Raw genomic sequence first — 20,453 nt, forward strand, 5'->3', positions numbered from 1 at the left:
TTTAGATATAAATATGAAAAGAAAAAACAGAGTCCCCCTGCAACAAAAAGATAAAAAAAGCCGGCAAACTTAATAGTGATAAGTTTGTCGGCTTTACTAAAGATGGCGGCTTGTTACACTGCCATCTTCTTACTTATTAGTTATCTTTAATCTCTTTACGGTTTTTCTTAAACATTTTAGAAAGAATCTCGTAAGCGATTGGAACGATAAGTAATGTTAACAATGTTGAGCTTGTTAAACCGCCGATTACGGTAATTCCAAGTCCTTTCGAGATAATTCCGCTTCCGCCATTACCCACTGCAAGTGGAATCAATGCACCGATTGTAGCAATTGCCGTCATCAGGATTGGACGAAGACGTGTTGCTCCGGCTTCAAGAATGGCATCACGCAAGTTCATACCGTTTCTTTCCATATGAATGATACGGTCTACTAATACAATCGCATTCGTGACGACAATACCAATTAACATCAGCATACCCATCATTACGGAAACAGAAATTGTTTCACCAGCAATTAGCAGTCCTACAAACGAACCAATTACTGCAAATGGCAACGAGAATAGAATAGCAAATGGTGCTGCACCTTCACTGAATGTTACAACAAGAATGAAGTATACAATCGCAATTGCAGCAATCATAGCAACTCCAAGCTGTGTGAACGTTTCAGACATATCAGCTGATACACCTGCTACGTCCTGTGTTACGCCGCTAGGCAAATCAATATCGTTAATCTTGTCATCTACTTTAGATGTTACTTTTGAAATATCATCTGTTGTGATAGTTCCTGAAACTGTCGCGTAGAATTCACCTTTGCTTCGATCAAGTGTATTAAGAGTAGTACCTTCCTCTACATCCACAAGATCTTTAAGCTTCATATTTGACCCAGTAGCTGTTGCTACTTCAGTATCAAGCAATTCATTCATTGTTTTCGGAACAGATTTCTCTTCCTGTTTAACAATTACATCAAGCTCTTTACCGTCTTTTTCAACAGTAGTCAGAACCTCATCAGAGCCTTGGTTGCTTAATGCCATTACAATTTGACCTGTAGTCAATCCGTACTGTAATAGATTTTCCTGGTCAACCTTTAAGATATGCTCTACATATGCTTCTTCTGCACTTGAAGATACATCTTTAAGCCCATCTGCATCTTTCATTATATCTTCAGCTTTTTTAACTGTTTCATTTAATTTATCTAAGTCTTCGCTATAGAAAGTATAGCTGATTTCATTTGTAGATCCTGACATGGAAGTGAAGTTTTGGCTCTTCCATTCGCCTGATTGACCAATATCTGCAATATAAGTTTCGATATCTTCTTTAACTTCAGAGAAATTCTTCATGTCTGGATCAAAGATCAAGTACATGAGTCCGCCGCCAGCGCCGCCGCCCATCATCGCAGCCGTCATGTCTGCATTGCTGCTGTCTGTAATAGATGTTTGGACAGTATCAATGTCATCGCGCTTCAGCATTTCATCCTCGACAACTTGAATGTTATCTGAAGTTTGCTTTTCTGTTTCACCAGCTTCTGGTGTATAAGTTAAATACATAACTTTATCTTCTTCGCTTCCCATAAAGCTGAAGCCGATTAATGGAGTCAATGCCAAGCTTCCTGCTAGAAGCACAATTGCGATAGCAGAAGTAATAATTTTATGGTTTAATGCTTTTTCTAGTATTCCTCTATACCATAAAGCCAGCTTTCCAACTTCTTTATGGCCGCTTTCTGACTTCTCACTGTATAATTTTTTCTTAAATAAGAAGTGTGAAAGTGCTGGTACGATTGTAATAGCGACAATCAGAGATGCACCAAGAGCAAATGTCATCGTCAATGCGAATGGCATAAATAATTCTCCAACCATGCCGCCGACGAAAATTAATGGAGCAAACACAGCAACAGTTACTAATGTAGACGATAAAATCGGCTTGAACATTTCAATTGTTGCCTCGCGAACTAACGCACGCCCTGTTAGCTTCTCTTCTTTAGAGTGCAGTCGTCTGTATATATTTTCTACTACAACGATGGAGTCATCGATTACACGGCCGATGGCTACAGTTATTGCTCCAAGCGTCATAATATTCAATGTGATATCCATCCACTTCAGAAGCAGGAATGCCATAAAAATGGAAACAGGAATGGATACTATTGAAATGATTGTAGATTTAATATCACGCAGGAACAGCAGGATAATAAGTACTGCAATCGCACCGCCGAACACTGCTTTTTCAATCATTGTGTGGACAGAATCTTCAATAGGCTGTCCTTGGTCAAGTGTTACGTCAATAACTAAACCGTCAATTTTATCCTTTTCATCGTCAGCAAGATCCTTAACAGCATTTACTACATCAACTGTATTCGCTTGCTGGCCTTTAACGATTTGAATTGCAATTGCATTTTTCCCATTTGTACGAGAAATCGATTCTTCCTTACCGACAGCCTTAATTGATGCAATGTCGCTAAGTTTTACAAATGGTGAAGGATTGTCAGCTGTCGGTGTTACCGGAATCAGCATATCCTTCAATTGATTTATTGAAGTAAGCTTTCCGTCAACCGAAACAGCCTCTTCGCCTTCATTAAATTCATAAAGACCTAAAGATGTTGCCATATCACTTGCTTGAATAACTTGCTTAACAGAATCCTCTGTAAGATTCAGCTCAGCCATTTTCTCTTTATTATAGGAGAAGTCCACTTCTTCTACATGCTGACCTGAAATAGTTGCAGATGCAACCCCATCAAGTTTTTCAATATCAGGAACGATAACGTCCTCTACTGTTGAAGTTAAATCAACAATATCTTGTTCTGTGCTGCTTATGGACAATGCAACAACTGGCATCATGTTCATACTGATCGCAGATACAGTCGGAGCATCCACATCCTCTGGAAGTGTTACATTATCTAATGCAGATTCGAGTTGTCTTTTCTTTTCATCCATGTCAATGCCATACTCGTATTCAACTTGTATGCTTGAAACACTGGAGCTTGAATTAGAATAGACGTTTTTCACATCCTCGAGCCCTTCCACTGCCTGCTCAATCGGCATGGACACATCATTCATTACTTGCTCAGGAGTTGCTCCTGGATAAACACCAGTTACCATTAAGTATGGAATGGAAATATCCGGAATCGTCTCCGTTTTCATTTGTGTACCGGAATAAATCCCCGAAGCTGTGATAATAATGGTCAATAACCATACCGCTAGCTTATTCTTCAGTACGAAATTAACTATCCCTTTCACTTTTGCACCTACCCTTTATTGACTTTGTCGAACTAATTACTTATAATACTGACTAGCCAGTCATTTGTCAAATCATTTATAGCTAGGAGCTAAAAAAGACAATGTTAAAAAAACAACTAATTATGGACACTGCTTTAGAATTGTTTGCCAAACAAGGTATTGCCTCAACCTCTGTTCAGCAAATTACGGAAAGCTGCGGAATATCAAAAGGGGCATTTTATCTTTCATTTAAATCAAAGGAGGAGTTGGTTCTCGAGCTTATTGACAATGCAATGAAACAGCTTGTATCTGACCTTGACTACCAAGTCAAACACACGCAAGTTAATGAGGATTCCTTGTATATGTTCTATGAATCCGTATTTTCTTCTTTTAAAAAACACTCTGACCAGGGAAAAATTTTCATGAATGACCATCATCTGTCTGTCAGCCCTGAGCTTATTAATAAGATTCAATATTACGATAAGCTGATTAACAGCACGATTCTGCTTTTGATTGAAAAGGTGTACGGCAATTCTATTGACCATTTAAAATATGATTTGCTGTATTGCATAAAAGGCTTTCTGAAGACTTATTCTGAGTTATTTGTCTTTACAAAAATCCCACTGGATGTCAGCCTTCTTTCAAAATCACTAGCAGAAAAAACAAACCTGCTTGCCATGCATGAAACAATCCCTTTTATAACGGAGGAGCTCTCCTATCTGATTGATTCTCCTGCAGAGAGCCCTGTAGACTTAGACACCATTACAACACTCTTAAGCTCACATGCAGAGGCAGCTGATGGAGATTATATCAAGGAGTCTTTAAATCTGTTAAACGAACAAGCAAGTAATCAAACGATGAGTGCTGCAATCATAAACGGGCTCATTGAAAACATTCGTCACATCCCTAATGGTAAATGGCTCGCATATCTTTTGCGTCAATACTTTCAGCTAGAATCCTAAAAAGAAAACAAGCGGCAGGTTAGACTTTAAGTTTAACCTGCCACTTGTTTTTTCAGCTTAGTCCATATTCTTTTAGTTTATTATATAGTGTTCCTCGTGAAATTCCTAACAGATTTGCTGCAGCACTTTTGTTTCCATATGTTTTCCGTAAAGCTTCTTCTATTTCTTGTGCTTCATCCATTTTGGAAATGCCGTTTGCAGACGACATAACAGCTTCATCCGTATTGTTGCGGATAAGATTTTCTGGCAAATGCTCTAAGCCTATACGATTCGTATCATGCAAGACAATAACTCTCTCCACTATACTGCGCAGCTCTCTTACATTACCTGGCCATTCATAATTAGTAAAAAAAGTCATTACTTCTTCCCCAATGGAGGGAGGAGCTTTTTTATACTTTGCACTGAATTCGTCGATAGACCTTTCTACAAGTGCAGAAATATCTTCTTTTCTCGTCCTTAACGGCGGTATATAAATATGAATGACAGACAGTTTATAGAAAAGCTTTTCATTTAGCTCTCCATCCTTCAGAAGATTTTCAACTGAACTGGAGGCAGATACAATAATCCTTGTTGGAGAATTGATTGGCTCCATTCCTCCTACACGATAAAAGGAGTTTTCCACTAAATAGGTGAGCAGCTTTTCCTGTATGAACAAAGGCATTTTGTCGATATTTTCGATAAAAATAGTACCGTTTAAAGCTTGTTCAATTTTACCTGTAATGATGTTTTGCTTATCTTCTGTAAACGATGCTTTTTCAATTCCAAAAAGCTCTATCTCCAACAACGCCGGCGGTATAATCGAACAATTTATATTAACAAAAGGACCTGTTGCTTTCGAACCGCCATAATGGATAGCTTGTGCAAGCATTTCCTTTCCTGAACCAGGTTCGCCTGTAATGAGGACAGGTATATCTGCATGTGCCATTTTTTGAGCTATAGTAAGTGATTCTTGAAACTTAGGGCTGCTGCTGTCAAAGGATAAAAATGGATTTATCTTTTGAACAAGCAGTGTCGATGCAGAATCAAGTTCCTCGTTAAGCCGGATCATTTTGGTAACATCATGCTCTGAAGCAATACCACCAATTATCCTATTATCAAGAATAACAGGCGTTGCGTTAATTAACACATGCGTGTCAGCATTCGGTCTGTGATATTGGCCTCTAACCGGATACCCCTCGTTAAGGATATGTTGCAGGACAATCGATTCATCACGGAAATGAGTGCTGATTTTTTCACCGATAATATCTGTTTTTTTTATTTTATATGTTTCCTCTGCTGTTGTGTTCCAGCAGACGACAATTCCTTCCTCATTAACAGCTGTCACAGAATCGTTTATCGTTTCAGCTAATGTTTGAAAATAAGCTGTGGTTTGTCTATTTTCTGCTTTGAGCATATTTATCCATGCGGCTTCTGTCATAATCCCAACTGGAGCATCGCCCTCAAGCCAAAGGACAGGACGGCGCCAATCAGCGGCATACGGCATATCGCCTGCCGATGCAGGCGCAGAAGGTAGCCAGGAAAGCTTATGCAGCCAATCGGAAATGCTGGTAGATTCTGCTCCTAACGCAATTATTTCATATTCATAATTGCCGATTATAAAGTATGTTCCGCCTGTCACAACGACAAAATTATACTCACGAAGTTTTGATTTTATCTCAGCTATTGGCGTCTGTTTGTCGACAACCGCAAAGGAGCGGTCAAGCTGTATTTGTGCACGTTCGAACATACTATTACCCTTTCACGCTTTTTTTCTAACTTTACCATACTCTCAAACCACATTGCTACTGGTAGATTTAAAGAAAGCTGATTGTATAGAAAAAAAAGCTGACCAAAAATCAAGGCATCAGCTCTTTCTATATTAATTACTATAAAGATTGCTTGTATTCGTCGAAGCTCTCTAATTGCTTTGCGTTCGGAGCTTCCGTTACCAAGCTTACAATCCAGATGGCAGCTAGACCTACAATAAATCCAGGGATAATTTCATAAAGATTATTTTTCAGTATATCAATACTAGCCCAAATGATTACTGTAACTGCTCCGCCAACTATGCCAGCAATTGCTCCCCATCTGTTCATTCTCTTCCAGCACAAACTCAAGAGAATAACAGGTCCAAAGGAAGCTCCAAAGCCTGCCCATGCATAACCTACAAGAGAAAGAATAGAGCCATTTTTGTTAAATGCAAGAAGTACAGCAATTACAGAGACAACTAGCACCGCTAGTCTACTAATTGTCAAAAGCTCCTTTTCACTTGCCGTTCGTCTGAAAAATGTCTTGTAAACATCCTCTGTTAAAGAGCTAGCTGTTACTAATAATTGAGATGAAATGGTACTCATAACGGCAGCAAGAATGGCAGCAAGCAGGAAGCCGGTAATAAGCGGATGAAACAATATCTCACTTAACATGATAAAGATTGTTTCTGCATCCTTTATTTCCAAGCCTTGCTGCGTATAGTAGGCAAGCCCGATAAATCCAGTAAACATCGCACCACCAACAGAAAAGATCATCCAGCCCATACCGATTCTTCTTGCCTTTTTTATCTCTTTCACAGATGAAATTGCCATAAATCGGACGATAATATGCGGCTGACCAAAATATCCAAGCCCCCATGCAAGCAAAGAAATAATACCAACAACAGTTGTTCCTTTGAAAATATCAAACAGCTTCGGATTAATTTCTTTAATTGTGTCAAAGCCTGATCCTAAACCGCCAACCTCCATAATCGTCACAATTGGAACAAGTATAAGGGCCACAACCATAATCAAGCCTTGCACAAAATCTGTCCAGCTTACTGCCAAAAATCCGCCAAATAACGTATAGGCAATAACGACTGCGGCAACAATCCAAAGCCCTGCCTGATAATGCATACCGAATGTTGTTTCAAATAATACCCCACCTGACACCATTCCGGATGAAACATAAAACGTAAAAAAGATGATAATAACTAGTCCTGATGTCAGTCGCAATATGTTTGATTTATCTTCAAACCTATTTTCCAAAAAAGCCGGAATGGTCATCGAGTTATTGGCCACTTCTGTATATGCCCGTAAGCGTGGTGCTACATAAAGCCAATTTAAATATGCTCCTATCGTTAAACCTATCGCAATCCAAGAGGCACTTATCCCTTGGGTGTACATTGCTCCAGGAAGCCCCATAAGCAGCCAGCCGCTCATGTCAGCGGCACCTGCACTCAATGCGGTAACAGCAGGTCCAAGTGACCTTCCGCCAATCATATAGTCTGATAGATTTGATGTGCGTTTATAAGCAAAATAGCCAATTACAAGCATTCCAGCCATGTAAATTGCAATCGAAACCAAAATTTGTGTATTCAATCCCATCCCCCGTTCTCTTATCTAAGAAGTCCTTTTATCTCCGTCTGATTCTTTTTTTATTTTCGAATATTCATTCTTTTGCAGGTAAAAAACCAGAAAAACCCTTAAGCGATTATGTATTTTTCTATTTTTTCGCTTAATAGGAGATGCACCATCAAAAAGCACATCTCCTAGTCTATTATTTTTATATTATTTTTTTCGAGATGTCAACTTCGCTTGAGTAAATAATAGCAAATAATCAAAGCCGCCAGCTTTCGAATCAGTCCCAGACATGTTGAAACCACCGAACGGATTAGCACCTACAAGCGCCCCGGTACATTTTTTATTAATATATAAATTTCCACAGTGCATGTTTTCGTGAGCATAGTCAATTCTGCTTACGTCTTTGGAATGATACGCCCCTGTTAATCCGTATTCTGTATTGTTGTAAATGTCGATTGCTTCCTGCCAATCAGCTGCTTTAGCAATAGCCAGAACAGGACCGAATATTTCTTCCTGCATAATGCGTGCCTGTGGGTTAACATCAGCAAATATAGTTGGCTCAATATAAAATCCATTGCCTTTTGACCGCTCGCCACCTGTAAGCAAATTCCCTTCTGTTTTACCTATAGCTATATAGCCCATGATTTTTTCAAATGACTTTTTATCGATGACAGGTCCAATTGCGTAATTCTCTTCTGGTAGACCAATTGTCAGTTTTTTTGTTAATCCCACTACTTTTTTGATTACTTCGTCGTAAACGGACTCTACAATAATTGCTCGTGAGCCCGCAGAGCACTTTTGTCCTTGGTATCCGTAAGCAGAGGCAACAATCGCAGCTGCTGCAGCGTCTAGGTCAGCTGTCTCATCAACAACTACCCCATCTTTTCCACCCATTTCAGCAATTACTCGCTTAAGCCAAATCTGCCCCTTCTGTACCTTTGCCGCTCTTTCATAGATTCTACAGCCAACCGCTCTTGATCCTGTAAACGAGATAAAACGTGTTTTCGGATGCTCAACTAAATACTCGCCAACCTCGATGCCATCACCAGGCAAATAGTTCAACACACCTGCAGGCAAGCCTACCTCCTCCATTAATTCGACGAACTTCGCAGCAATGACTGGAGTAGCATCAGCAGGCTTTAGAATAACCGTATTACCAGAGACAATAGCAGCAACAGTCGTACCAGCCATTATCGCCAGCGGAAAATTGAATGGAGAAATAATAATACCAACACCTAACGGGATATACGTAATTTGGTTGTCATCCCCCTCAATCTTTGTAAGTGGCTGGTGCACACTAGTCTGACTTAAACGAAGCATTTCTCGGCCATAAAATTCAAGAAAGTCAATTGCCTCAGCAGTATCTGCGTCTGCTTCCACCCAGTTTTTCCCTGACTCATAAACAAGGTAGGAGGAAAACTCATGCTTGCGTTCTCTCATCAACTCGGCAGCCTTAAACAAATAAGCGGCACGCTCTGCAGGAGCAACCTTTTTCCACGTTTCAAATGTTGCTAATGCTGTTTGCATCGCTTTTTCTGCTAGGTTAGTAGATCCTTTGCTGACAGTGCCCACTACTTCGTCTACATTACCAGGGTTCACAGAGATTATTTCTTCCTCCACAAAAAGTTTTTCACTGCCGATAATAATTGGATATTTCCTCCCAAATCCCTCTCTTACCCTTGCTAACGCAGCATGCATTGCCGTTTTATTTTCCTCTGCAGTAAAATCAGTCAGTGCCTCATTTTTGAAAGTTGTGTATGGTACAGTTGTCGTCATAATAGTTCAGTCCCCTTTGTTATTGTTTTTAATTAAAAACGTTGAAAGACACTTACTTAAAAAAATTCTTGACGATAAACCAAACGTTAGCTGGTCTTTCTGCGAGCCTTCTCATAAAGTAACCAAACCAGTCAATACCGTAAGGAACATAAATCCTGACTTTATAGCCTTCCTTCACAAGTCTGTCCTGAAGGTCCTCACAGATTCCATAAAGCATTTGAAATTCAAATTGGTCTTTATGAATGCCGTATTCCTCCACAACCGATTTTGCATATTCAACCATTGCCTCATCATGTGTTGCTATAGCTGCATAGTTACCGTTCAGCAAATGCTGCTTAATTATTTTTTTGAAATTTTCATCGACATCCTTTTTTTCAGGAAAAGCGACACTTGGCGATTCTTTATAAGCTCCTTTCACAAGACGAAGATTAGCATGGAGATCATTTAAATCAGCGATATCTGCTTCCGTTCTATACAAATATGCTTGCAAAACAATACCGACATTATCATATTCCTGGCGGAGCTCTTTATAAATATTGATTGATTCCTGACAATGACCATAATCCTCCATGTCAATTCTTACAAAATTCCCATATGACTTTGCACGATCGAGGATATTACGCATATTCTTCATGCATAATTCTCTGTTAATATCCAAACCAAGCGATGTCATTTTCAAGGATAAATTTGATTCTGCCTTTGCCTCTGCAATAGCATCCAGTGTTTGGATACACATCGCAGCTGATTCAACAGCCTCTGCCTCTGTCGAAATAAATTCACCAAGATGGTCCAATGTCACGACCTTGCCTTCTTTATTTAATTTTTTTACAGCATCAATGGCCATATTGATTGACTCTCCTGCAACAAATCTTGCTGCACCCAATCGAAGTCCATATTTTTTTGCAAGTTTATTGGCAGGCTGATTTTTTGCTAATGATTGAAACATATTCCTCATAAGCACTTCCATTTCCCTTCAATCCTCCTTGTTTTCAAGCCTCTTGCTACATTTTATTCATGCTGACGAAAAAAATTACTCCTTATTTGAACAAATGTGTTCAATGTGTTTTATGTTTGTACAATGTTGTTTACTTAATTAAATTATATAATAAAATTATTCAAAATTGTATAAAACAGTAAGAATTTCTTACATATTTTTTTATTTTTTACAATGAATATATCATTTACCTAAACTCTTGTAATTTGTGACATAAAAAAGGGACGCAGACAATTCTGCACCCCTTTTATCCTAGTTTCTTCTATATTATATATCCCCTGTCATGGATCTACTTATTCCACTCCACCAAACCATTTTGATACAAGCTCATCCAATTCTCCATTTTCCTTCATTACAGCTAGTTCTTTGTTAAATTCCTCAGTAAACTTACTGTCCTTTTGAAACGCAATGGAAGCCCCGATTGTTTCATTATTAGGTACAGAGATGACCTTTAAACTGTCATTATTCTTTAAGTATCCTTTAGAAACAGCCTCTTCCATCAATACTCCATCAAAGCGACCACTCTTCAATTCCTCTACCAAGTCAGGGACTCTGTCTCTAGTTTCCACTTGAAAGTCAACTTCCTTCTGCAGCTCTTTTGCTTTATCTGCTTGAATCGAACCGATTTGCACTCCAACCGTTTTCCCTTTAATAGCTTCAAAAGACTGAACATCCCCATCTTTAGCAACAACCATTAAAATATCACTTCGGAAATAAGAATCTGTGAAATCAACATTTTTACTGCGTTCAGGAGTCGGCTCCATCCCTGCCATAACGAAATCAACCTTCCCTGATTGAAGTGATGTAATCAATCCACTAAAATCCATATCCTTCACAACAATTTCATAGCCAAGCTTCTCACCAAGCGCCTTAGCAAGATCCACATCAAAACCAATAATATCCTCGCTAGTCGCTGTATCGATATACTCAAAGGGAGAGTAATCAGCCGACGTCCCCATCACCAATTGCTTCTTATCCCCATCCCCGCCAGACGCACTTTTACCACAAGCAGCTAACAGCATACAAACTAACAGCAAAACAATCCCCAAAACCCTCTTCTTCAAAAAAACCCCTCCATCCAGCACATATGTATCTTATAATACGTTTTATGACGTTTTACTTATTTATACTACTTTCCAACAACATAGTCAACATATTATTAGAATTTACAGAAAAGTGCAGGGCGCTTGAGTTTCGGCGACATGCATAAGACGAGATGGACGGGAAGGTGATGTTCTTTCACCTTCTTGGCCAGATTGGCTTATGACCTCGAGCCGATAGCGCCCGGAACTGGACACCGAAAAGTGCAGGGCGATTGTTTAGCGACGGAGAAACTGGAAGGCCTCGACTGAGATAAAGGAAACACGGTGAGCGGTAGCGATGTTGACTTATCGCAGACCTCAAGCAAATAACGCCCGACCGTTTAACACTCACCATCCCAAATCAACCAAAAAAGCAATCTTCCTGTGAAGATTGCTTCATTATTAAAACGAAAATTTATAGCGTTCCCCAATAATATACTGTTTTCCTAAATAAACTGGCAGATCACCATCAGAAACAACTGTTTCTAAATAGAAGAGCGGTTCTCCCACTGTAACATCAAGCAATGGTGCTTCTTTTTCAGAGGCTCTAGCTATTTCCAAGGAGGTTTCACCAGCATTATTAAGGTTGATATTGTATTTTTCCTGAAGCAGCTCGTAAAGGGAGCCGTCGAGATTTTCTTCAAGTAAAAATTTATACCGTTTAAAGGAATAGAAGTTATTTTCGAGCATAAGCGGCAGATCATCTGCGAATCGGACCCTTTGGATGTGAATAAGCTGATCATCTGCTTCTAGCATTAGCCGTTCTTTTTGATTTGTGTCCGCGTCGATTATTTCCTTTTTAATAACCTTGCTTGTTACTTTTAAGCCATGTGCTTCACATGAAGCAGTAAAGCTTTTTAAATGGAGAATTTTCCTGTCAATCTTCTGTGTCTGAACAAATGTACCTTTTCCTTGCTTTTTAACAAGATATCCTTCTTCAACCAGCTCAGTGATTGCCTTACGAACAGTAACTCTGCTTATATTATATTTATCGCTGAGCTCTACCTCTGTCGGAATCTTGTCACCAGCCTTCAAGCGGTTAGCAGTAATCTCTGTACGCAACGTTTCTTTCAGCTGAATATACAAAGGAACACGGTTCTCTTGCTTAATCATTTTTGCCGTCACCCACTATTTCATTCATTTACTCCAAGGATAACAAAGACGTAGCGATAAATAAATCATTTCCTCTTTAATATGCCTTCCCATATCCAAACGCACCTTCTACAAGACAGGACGAAGCGGCAAATTCCGCCCCTTTAGCAAGAGCTGCTTCAATGCCTTCTTGTTCATATTGCAGTAAATGAACAAGAAACGCAGTCAAAAAGGAGTCTCCTGCACCTAATGTATCAACAGCTTCAACCAACCTTGGCTTTTGCTTATAAAAACTGTTTCCATCATATAGAAGTGCTCCGTTTGCTCCCATTGTCGCAACCGCTAATTTGTTTCCTAAAGAAATCATTTTCTTTAACGTATTCTTTGCCTCTGCTTCTGATAAATGGCTGCATGACAGAAAGCTAAAATCAACATTTGGACCAATTTCAGAGAGATACTCCTCAGTAAAATCGTCAGAGAAATCAAAGGAAATTGGCACACCTGCCGCTCTTAGCTTTGGCATTGCCTCTTCCATATAGCTATACTTGCTTGTATGCAGCAAATCAAAGGATTGAATATACTTCATGTCCTCCTGTTCTAATTGGAGCTTATGATATTGTCTGATACCACCTTCATTACTTTCCAAAAATACTCGATCACCGTTCTCAAGGCCAACTAGAGCATATCCACTCTCCCCTTCGATTTCCTTACAGCGGCTTGTATCAATCTCTAATTCTTGTAGTACTGCCTTAATATGATGCGCTTCATTATCTGTGCCGAATATACCTAAATAAGCAGCACTCTCTCCAAGCATTTGTGCATAAACACTGAAGTTTAGCGCATTCCCCCCTGGATACATTACTCGTTTATACGTATATTTATCAACAACATTATCGCCAATCCCCAATACCCTCAACAAAATCCCTCCTCTGTGCTGTATATGTACTGTACACCGATTATACAATAGTGCTCAATTATTTAATCAACTATGTCAAAAGAAAAGCGGATCTTGCCTTAGTAAGCAACTTTGCCCATATATCTTCTTGTTTCTAATGGATGCTTTCTGATTTCTGCCAGCTCTGCACGATAAACACTCAAAATGCTGTAAAACACAATCGGATTGAAAAATTCGACTACCTCATCATCAATCGTATTAATACCTAATTCCTTGCAATCGACAACTTCTATCTTTTCGCCATATTGTTTTAAGAACGTAAGAGCCCTTTCATCCAAAGGTCTTGTTCTGCCTTCATTCATAAGTAAAATATACGGTGTTTCCTTATCTGTCACCTCGAATGGTCCATGAAAATACTCTCCAGAATGAATGGCTGAAGCATGCACCCATTGCATTTCCATAAGCGAGCAAATCGAGAATCCATAAGCGTGACCATAGGAAGCTCCACTTGATAATACGTAAAACATATTTTCATGCTGATATTTTTTCGCAAAGGCCTTAGCTCTTTCAGCCACTTGTACCCTTGCTTTAGCGATTATTGTATTAACCTGCTCTAATCCGTTCATGACCTTCTCGTAATTATCGTAGCCTTCTGTGCTGTGAAGTGCTTCGACAGCAATATTGAAAATAATAGCCATCGGATTGTCTTTCACGTCCGTCTCTTCGCCCCATTTATAAAGAATATTATAGTCGCTATTACTTATCAATGCCCCTGTTTCATTATGTGTTAATGTAATAGTTGCCGCACCATGCTCCTGAGCAGTTTTTGCTGCTTCTACCGATTCTTTTGTATTTCCACCATGTGAGCAAACAACAACAAGCGAGTGACTTCCAAGGGCTTTTGGGACTGCATGGACAAACTCATTGCTTGTATAAAGAGATACTCTCATCTGCTTCGCTTCACTTTTGAAGAAATATTCAGATAAGTACATATCAACTAAAGAGCCACCACATGCAACTAAATATAAATCTTTAATTCCTTCCTCCCTGTTTGCTTGTATTTCTCTAATAATATCCTTTACGTTCATGTTTATCTCCCCTATATCTATCAATCTTGTACATTTTAAAATACGTATTAAAACGTATTATTAATACAAATGATAACGACATATGTCTTTTTCGTCAACCACAAAAAAAACGCGGCAGATATGCCCCGTTTTGACTGTTATTTTATTAGCTCTCCCGTGTCGCCTGTTTGAAGCCCTGCTGCGTTTGCTTCATCTGTATCGATATGCATGTCCAATGCATACGTATCCTTCACTCTAATAAGAACTTTGTTAAAAGTTAACTCTCTTTCTCCAGCGGTTTTTACACTCACATATTGCCCATCCTTCACACCAAAACTATCTGCGTCTGCATTTGTCATATGAATATGTCGTTCAGCAATAATAACGCCCTTATCAATAGTAATTTCGCCCTTAGGACCAATGATCTTGATTCCTGGTGTGCCATCAATTTTCCCTGAGGGACGAATCGGAGGATTAATATGGAGCTTACGTGCATCCGTTTTAGAAATTTCCACCTGTGTTAACGGGCGGATCGGGCCAAGAATACGAACTCCTTGTATCTCTGATTTATCTGTTTTAATTGTGACCGTTTCTTCTGCGGCAAACTCACCAGGCTGTGATAGCTCCTTTTTGCTTGTCAGTTCATAATTATCACCAAACAGTTTGTCCACATCTTCTTTTGTTAAATGGATATGCCTATTGGAAACACCGATAGGGATTTGCATCTGTCATCCATCTCCTTTACTACTGATTTTGTTTACTTTTCCCTAATAAAAGAAGTTTAATCAGTATTCATCATATACTGTATCGCCTCAAAATGTCCTAAACAAACCCCTAAAAAACCAAAAGCCTATCGTCCTATAACGGATTCAAGGCTATTTCGACCTTATTTCATGGTTATGGCTTTATTATCTGACGTTTTTCCTGCTAAATAATAATCGATAATTGCAAGCATTGCTTTTCCTGATGTGAGCATTGCCTTTTCATCAAAATCAAATTTAGGGTGATGATGTGGATAGACTGCTTTAATTTCCTCATTTCCTGCCCCAGTAAAAAAAAGCATTCCGGGAATACCCTCTAAATAAAGCGCAAAATCTTCACTGACAAGCAGAGGGGGAACCTCATTCAATATGATTTCTGGGAGGGCAGAAGCAATAGCATTTCTAAAAATGTCTGTTTCAGCAGGATGATTATAAACTGCGGGCATTCCAAAGTGGTATTTAAACTCATAGTCAGCCTTTTGGCTTGTGCAGATACCTTTTATCGTATCTTCCATCGCTTCTTTAACAAGCTGTTGAACTTCCTTTTCATATGTTCTCACAGTCCCCTTCATTAAAGCAGAATCAGCAATTACATTTGCTGCATTGCCGGCATGGATGGAGCCTATTGTCAGAACGGCTGTTTTTTGGGGATGGACTCTGCGGCTGACAATGTATTGAAGCTGATTAATAAGAGCTCCCGCAATTGCTATTGAATCGACCGTATCATGCGGAGAAGATCCATGGCCACCCTTCCCTTTAATTTTTATGGAAAAGCCATCTCCTGCTGCTGTTGTATAACCTTTTGTAAATGAAATTTCTCCTGTTGGATACAAGCTCCATAAATGGTTGGCAAACACCAAATCAACACCAGCAAGACAATTGTCTTCAATCATCTGCTTTGCTCCGCCTCCGCCTTCCTCTGCATGCTGGAAGAGCAGTACAACCTTGCCTGCGAGACTGTCCCGATTGTCATACAATACTTTGCCTACTGCGAGCAATGTGGCTGTGTGACCGTCATGGCCACATGCATGCATAACTCCGTCAATCTTCGACTTATATGGCACCTCCTTTTCATCCTGAATCGGCAATGCATCAAAATCCGCACGTAAAGCAATTGTCTTTCCCGGTTTAGCTCCATTAATATAACCGAGTACTCCCATGGAACCAACGTTCGTTCTGATATCAATCCCGAAATCTGTTAAAATATCTGCAATCATTTTAGATGTTTTATATTCTTGGTTAGTCAGCTCTGGATACTGATGGAAATGCCGTCTCCACTCTACCATTTTTTCATACATTTTCTCCAATTGTTCATTCCAAGCTTCCAGCATTCCAATTCCTCCTCGATATAATTCAGTAAGTCCAGTCAAAATCTAGGATAATTTACTGACATTCTTTTTATAATGTAATGCCAAGGCAGCAAATACTTGCATACCTTGGCATCGTACTAACAGCTATTTACCACCAAAAAACTTTTTGAATTTCTCCAGCTCTTCCTTACTGTATTCCTTTGTTTTATCAAAATACGGATTATTTTCCAAAGGGTCTTTAGGGTCTAAATTTGTTTTCATGGAAAAAGCAGCTTGGTTAAGACCATCTCCAATAAGGCGATCATCTAAACTGTTGAAGTCTGGCATTTTTGACCCTTTATCGTTTTCCATTGTCCCACCTCCTATCCAAGCTTAGGGTGGGCTTTTCCTGTTATTTTATGTAAAGTTACTTATGCCTGGCAAAAAGTTGACATTTGTAACTCTGCCTTTGATATGTTTTTTTTTGCGTTTTCTTTAAAATAGTGGTTTCATTATATCTTTCAGGATTTTTTCGGTCAATTAATTTCAAGAAAATTTAGACTATTTATTCTATTAATAATTTTAATCATAAAAAAAAGCTCTCACCTTATAGTGAGAGCTTTCTTATTAAAGCACACGAGTAGTAACAATTCCTTCAATTTCACGGATTTTCGCTTCTAAGGCAGGAATGATATCTCCTTGGACTTCATTGTCGATATCAATCATCGTGTATGCATATTCACCACGGCTTCTGTTAACCATGTCTGCAATGTTCAAGCTGTAGCCAGAAATCGCCATTGTAATCTGTCCAACCATATTTGGTACGTTTTTATGGAAAGCAGCAACTCTCTGCTTGCCTGTGTATGGAAGGTACACATTTGGGAAGTTAACAGAGTTCTTAATATTCCCTGTTTCTAAATAGTCCTTCACTTGACGCGCAGCCATAATAGCACAGTTTTCTTCAGATTCCTGTGTTGATGCGCCAAGATGTGGAACTGGAATGATATTTTTCATTTTCAAAACATTTTCGTTAGGGAAATCTGTAATATATCTGCCGACTTCTCCATTTTCTAAAGCAACAGCCATATCAATTTCGTTCACTAGTTCACCACGAGAGAAGTTTAGAATTTGCACGCCTTCCTTCATAATGCTGAATGCTTCTTTATTAAACATGCCTTTTGTATCATTAGTTAATGGTACATGAACAGTAATATAGTCGCTTTCTGCAAACAGCTGCTCAAGTGTCATAGCACGCTGTACATTTCGAGAAAGATTCCATGCTGTGTCAACAGAAATAAATGGATCAAAGCCGATAACATCCATATCTAAGTCAAGCGCATCATTTGCAACAAGTGCTCCAATTGCGCCTAAGCCGATAACACCTAATGTTTTTCCTTTGATTTCCTTACCAACAAATTGCTTTTTACCTGCCTCAACAAGCTTTGGAATTTGCTCGCCTTCATCCTTTAGGTTTTTCGCCCAAGCAACACCATCAAATAGGTTTCGAGAAGAAGCCATTAAAGAAGTCAGCACCATTTCCTTAACAGCATTGGCATTTGCTCCTGGTGTATTGAAAACAACAATACCTTGTTCTGTGCATTTTTCGACTGGAATATTGTTAACACCTGCGCCTGCACGTGCGATTGCTTTTAATTTATCCCCAAAATCAATTGCATGCATATTATAGCTGCGAACGACAATTGCATCCGGATTTTCACTGTCATTATCAATGATAAAGTTTTCTTTTTTAAACACGTTCAACCCGCTGCCTGCGATATTATTCAAGGTTTTGATTGTTTTCACTTTGTCTAAAAGCGTTGTGCTCATGTAAATTGCTCCTCTTCCCATAAAATAGTTCGCAAAATTCTTTGCGATTTGACCAAAAATAGCCCAAAATCTCTTCTATAAAGAGAAAGAGGCAAAGGAAAAAGAGAAAGCTTTATTCCCTTACCTCTGCCCAGGCGAACGGCATCGACACCATGTGCTCCCCTACGGTTAACCCCGCGTTTCGCCAGTCACACACAGTCTTTTGATTTCTTTTAATTTAACAAATTCCCCTAAAAGATTCAATCATTATTTCAAAATTCTCCAAGTTAATTATTTTCCAAATCTCACGGTACTTTTCTTAAATAATTTTTTCTTTCTATTATTCCTTCTTCCATTCATACTCTTATTCTACTAAAAAAGCTGTACTCCTTTCCCAGCATGGGAAAGACAGGATATTTCTATAGCAGATTAGGCTGCTTTTACTTTTAGTATTTCTATTGCAAAAAAACACCAACTAATTCACTTCTAATGTCTGTTTATAGATGGTTGTCATTAAGGGTCACATAGTGCATGTAAAGTCTAAACAAAGAAAACTAGGACACAATAAATTCTTATTTATTATAATATGCTGTCCTCAAAAATTGGGACCAGCATATTTAATAAATTCTCCTAAAAAGACAGCTTGGCATTTATTGCCCTTTTTGAAAATAGGTTCATTTTGAAAAAAATGCTATTATGATACCAAATGAACTAGGGGGATATGCAAGTTGAAAAAGGTTGTAAATGTAGTTGCAGGAATCATTGAAAACGAACAAGACGAAATTTTATGTGCTCTTCGTTCACCAATAATGTCCTTGCCAAATAGATGGGAGTTCCCAGGAGGAAAAATCGAAGCAGGGGAAAATACCTTTACAGCTATAGAAAGAGAAATTATGGAGGAGCTTGGGTGCACTATTAAGGCAACAGAGGTCTTTCATATAAACACACATGAATATGATTCTTTTACCATTACATTAACTTGTGTGAAGGCAGCTATCGTCTCAGGCACTCCGACAGCTAGTGAGCATGCTAAGTTGATTTGGCTAAAAAGGGATAGCTTGGAGTCATTAAACTGGGCTCCTGCCGATATTCCAGCCGTTCAAGAATTAATGAAGCAATAAACCATTATACTTATTCACACGCTCCATATACATTCCTTCACTTTTGCAAGTGTATAAGCTCCTGGTGAAATTGGTAAGCTCTTATATTCATAAGCATCCAAAAACAGATGAACAGCTTGTTCATCTGTTTTTGGATGTAGATTTTATTTTTTTACAGCAGGCAAAACACCTGCTTCTGTCAATATAGCTTTAACTTGTTCCTGCTTCTCTTGACTAAGCAGTCTTGATGGAGGCAGTACATATGTTGAAATGTTCAAACCGCACAGCTTTATCGCCTCTTTTATTACATTTACAAATGGGCTGTCAAGCTTGTATAGCTGCGGGAGGATGGCCAGTTGTTTGTATAGGGAAGTGGCTTTTGTTATGTCGCCATCTATGTAGGAACGATAAATGCCAACAGACAATTGTGGTGCAAAGTTACCGCTTGCAGAAATAGTGCCGTCTCCGCCAAGCTGGAGGGTATTTAACAGGTGATCATCATAGCCGCATAAAACGGAAAACTGCGGATGCTTACCTTTTACTTGCAGAATCATATCCCGAATATGGCCAATCGAATCAACCGTTTCCTTTATCCCAACAATATGAGGATAGTGATCGACAAGGCGGGCTACAAATTCAGGGCTTAAGTCTTGGCCTGTAAGATTCGGAAAATTATAAAGAAGAATCGGCAGGTCAACGGCTTCTGCAATATCACTAAAATAGCCAAAAAGATTTTCTTCCGTCAAGCTCCAATAATAAGGATTTATTACCATTACTCCGTCAGCGTCAATTTTTTGAGCATGCTTGCTTAAGCTCACCGCTTCCCTTGCATTCGTACTGCCTGTTCCAATCAAAACAGGTACCCTTTTGTTCACATAACTGACGGCAAACTCTGCTGTTTCCATCCTTTCCTCTGTGGACATTTGACTGAACTCACCACCGGTTCCGAGAAACAACAAGCCATTCACACCAGCGTCGATTAGCTTGTCGATTAAATGCCCCATTTCCACTTCACTAAGCCTTCCCTCCTTATCAAAAATCGTTGATACTGGGGGAATGATTCCACTGAATTTGTTCATTTCGTAATCCTCCTTTTCCGCTTGAATGTTCTCA

Annotated in this window: 16 protein-coding genes and 1 riboswitch; of the genes, 2 read left to right on the forward strand and 14 right to left on the reverse strand. The window is 39.1% G+C overall.

What is annotated here, in order from left to right:
• Positions 1–136: 136 nt before the first annotated feature.
• Positions 137–3,226 carry an efflux RND transporter permease subunit gene (locus NQZ71_RS16555; protein WP_317011013.1) on the reverse strand — a complete coding sequence of 1,030 codons (3,090 nt, stop codon included), beginning with the start codon at positions 3,224–3,226 and terminating at the stop codon, positions 137–139.
• 101 nt (positions 3,227–3,327) lie between these two features.
• On the opposite strand from NQZ71_RS16555, the gene NQZ71_RS16560 reads away from it, so the two are divergent.
• The gene (locus NQZ71_RS16560; RefSeq protein WP_144452161.1) at positions 3,328–4,167 is read left to right on the forward strand and encodes a TetR/AcrR family transcriptional regulator; all 840 of its coding nucleotides are present in this window, start codon (positions 3,328–3,330) and stop codon (positions 4,165–4,167) included.
• 52 nt (positions 4,168–4,219) lie between these two features.
• On the opposite strand, the gene NQZ71_RS16565 is transcribed toward NQZ71_RS16560, so the two are convergent.
• The 12 genes from NQZ71_RS16565 to NQZ71_RS16620 all read right to left on the reverse strand — a co-directional run bounded on the left by NQZ71_RS16565 (position 4,220) and on the right by NQZ71_RS16620 (position 18,261).
• The gene (locus NQZ71_RS16565) at positions 4,220–5,893 is read right to left on the reverse strand and encodes a sigma-54 interaction domain-containing protein (protein ID WP_275004575.1); all 1,674 of its coding nucleotides are present in this window, start codon (positions 5,891–5,893) and stop codon (positions 4,220–4,222) included.
• Positions 5,894–6,032: 139 nt separating this feature from the next.
• Complete coding sequence (gene putP / locus NQZ71_RS16570) at positions 6,033–7,496, reverse strand: sodium/proline symporter PutP (RefSeq protein ID WP_317011015.1); 1,464 nt, start codon at positions 7,494–7,496, stop codon at positions 6,033–6,035.
• A gap of 189 nt (positions 7,497–7,685) precedes the next feature.
• Entirely contained in the window at positions 7,686–9,254 is a 1,569-nt protein-coding gene (gene pruA / locus NQZ71_RS16575) for an L-glutamate gamma-semialdehyde dehydrogenase (RefSeq protein WP_317011016.1), read from the reverse strand.
• A gap of 52 nt (positions 9,255–9,306) precedes the next feature.
• Positions 9,307–10,221, reverse strand: a complete 915-nt coding sequence (locus NQZ71_RS16580; protein ID WP_144452157.1) for a proline dehydrogenase family protein — start codon at positions 10,219–10,221, stop codon at positions 9,307–9,309.
• 320 nt (positions 10,222–10,541) lie between these two features.
• Complete coding sequence (locus tag NQZ71_RS16585; RefSeq protein WP_394374132.1) at positions 10,542–11,270, reverse strand: transporter substrate-binding domain-containing protein; 729 nt, start codon at positions 11,268–11,270, stop codon at positions 10,542–10,544.
• Positions 11,271–11,732: 462 nt separating this feature from the next.
• Positions 11,733–12,443, reverse strand: coding sequence for a GntR family transcriptional regulator (locus NQZ71_RS16590; RefSeq protein ID WP_317011018.1), 711 nt, complete (start codon positions 12,441–12,443; stop codon positions 11,733–11,735).
• Between the two features lie 76 nt (positions 12,444–12,519).
• The gene (locus NQZ71_RS16595; RefSeq protein ID WP_275004567.1) at positions 12,520–13,338 is read right to left on the reverse strand and encodes a fructoselysine 6-kinase; all 819 of its coding nucleotides are present in this window, start codon (positions 13,336–13,338) and stop codon (positions 12,520–12,522) included.
• Between the two features lie 98 nt (positions 13,339–13,436).
• Entirely contained in the window at positions 13,437–14,405 is a 969-nt protein-coding gene (locus NQZ71_RS16600) for an SIS domain-containing protein (RefSeq protein WP_260053630.1), read from the reverse strand.
• A 137-nt stretch (positions 14,406–14,542) separates the two neighbouring features.
• Positions 14,543–15,109 carry a phosphate propanoyltransferase gene (gene pduL / locus NQZ71_RS16605; RefSeq protein WP_260053629.1) on the reverse strand — a complete coding sequence of 189 codons (567 nt, stop codon included), beginning with the start codon at positions 15,107–15,109 and terminating at the stop codon, positions 14,543–14,545.
• 161 nt (positions 15,110–15,270) lie between these two features.
• On the reverse strand, positions 15,271–16,476 hold the full coding sequence (locus NQZ71_RS16610) for a M20 metallopeptidase family protein (RefSeq protein WP_317011019.1): 1,206 nt from the start codon (positions 16,474–16,476) through the stop codon (positions 15,271–15,273).
• Between the two features lie 123 nt (positions 16,477–16,599).
• Positions 16,600–16,806, reverse strand: coding sequence for a hypothetical protein (locus NQZ71_RS16615; protein WP_127735492.1), 207 nt, complete (start codon positions 16,804–16,806; stop codon positions 16,600–16,602).
• Between the two features lie 255 nt (positions 16,807–17,061).
• Complete coding sequence (locus NQZ71_RS16620; RefSeq protein ID WP_144452151.1) at positions 17,062–18,261, reverse strand: phosphoglycerate dehydrogenase; 1,200 nt, start codon at positions 18,259–18,261, stop codon at positions 17,062–17,064.
• A 121-nt stretch (positions 18,262–18,382) separates the two neighbouring features.
• Positions 18,383–18,463, reverse strand: a riboswitch (ZMP/ZTP riboswitch).
• Between the two features lie 505 nt (positions 18,464–18,968).
• Here NQZ71_RS16620 and NQZ71_RS16625 point away from each other — a divergent pair.
• Entirely contained in the window at positions 18,969–19,361 is a 393-nt protein-coding gene (locus NQZ71_RS16625) for a (deoxy)nucleoside triphosphate pyrophosphohydrolase (protein ID WP_144452150.1), read from the forward strand.
• 143 nt (positions 19,362–19,504) lie between these two features.
• On the opposite strand, the gene NQZ71_RS16630 is transcribed toward NQZ71_RS16625, so the two are convergent.
• Positions 19,505–20,419 carry a dihydrodipicolinate synthase family protein gene (locus NQZ71_RS16630; RefSeq protein ID WP_317011020.1) on the reverse strand — a complete coding sequence of 305 codons (915 nt, stop codon included), beginning with the start codon at positions 20,417–20,419 and terminating at the stop codon, positions 19,505–19,507.
• Positions 20,420–20,453 lie beyond the last annotated feature (34 nt).

Source organism: Niallia taxi (assembly GCF_032818155.1).
Classification (GTDB): Bacteria; Bacillota; Bacilli; order Bacillales; family Cytobacillaceae; genus Niallia; species Niallia taxi_A.

Bases quoted from the DNA above. Each gene is read 5' to 3' on its own strand.
- NQZ71_RS16560 (WP_144452161.1), top strand. From the start codon at position 3,328: ATGTTAAAAAAACAACTAATTATGGACACTGCTTTAGAATTGTTTGCC.
- NQZ71_RS16565 (WP_275004575.1), bottom strand. From the start codon at position 5,893: ATGTTCGAACGTGCACAAATACAGCTTGACCGCTCCTTTGCGGTTGTC.
- pruA (WP_317011016.1), bottom strand. From the start codon at position 9,254: ATGACGACAACTGTACCATACACAACTTTCAAAAATGAGGCACTGACT.
- NQZ71_RS16580 (WP_144452157.1), bottom strand. From the start codon at position 10,221: ATGGAAGTGCTTATGAGGAATATGTTTCAATCATTAGCAAAAAATCAG.
- NQZ71_RS16585 (WP_394374132.1), bottom strand. From the start codon at position 11,270: ATGCTGTTAGCTGCTTGTGGTAAAAGTGCGTCTGGCGGGGATGGGGAT.
- NQZ71_RS16590 (WP_317011018.1), bottom strand. From the start codon at position 12,443: ATGATTAAGCAAGAGAACCGTGTTCCTTTGTATATTCAGCTGAAAGAA.
- NQZ71_RS16600 (WP_260053630.1), bottom strand. From the start codon at position 14,405: ATGAACGTAAAGGATATTATTAGAGAAATACAAGCAAACAGGGAGGAA.
- pduL (WP_260053629.1), bottom strand. From the start codon at position 15,109: ATGCAAATCCCTATCGGTGTTTCCAATAGGCATATCCATTTAACAAAA.
- NQZ71_RS16610 (WP_317011019.1), bottom strand. From the start codon at position 16,476: ATGCTGGAAGCTTGGAATGAACAATTGGAGAAAATGTATGAAAAAATG.
- NQZ71_RS16615 (WP_127735492.1), bottom strand. From the start codon at position 16,806: ATGGAAAACGATAAAGGGTCAAAAATGCCAGACTTCAACAGTTTAGAT.
- NQZ71_RS16620 (WP_144452151.1), bottom strand. From the start codon at position 18,261: ATGAGCACAACGCTTTTAGACAAAGTGAAAACAATCAAAACCTTGAAT.
- NQZ71_RS16630 (WP_317011020.1), bottom strand. From the start codon at position 20,419: ATGAACAAATTCAGTGGAATCATTCCCCCAGTATCAACGATTTTTGAT.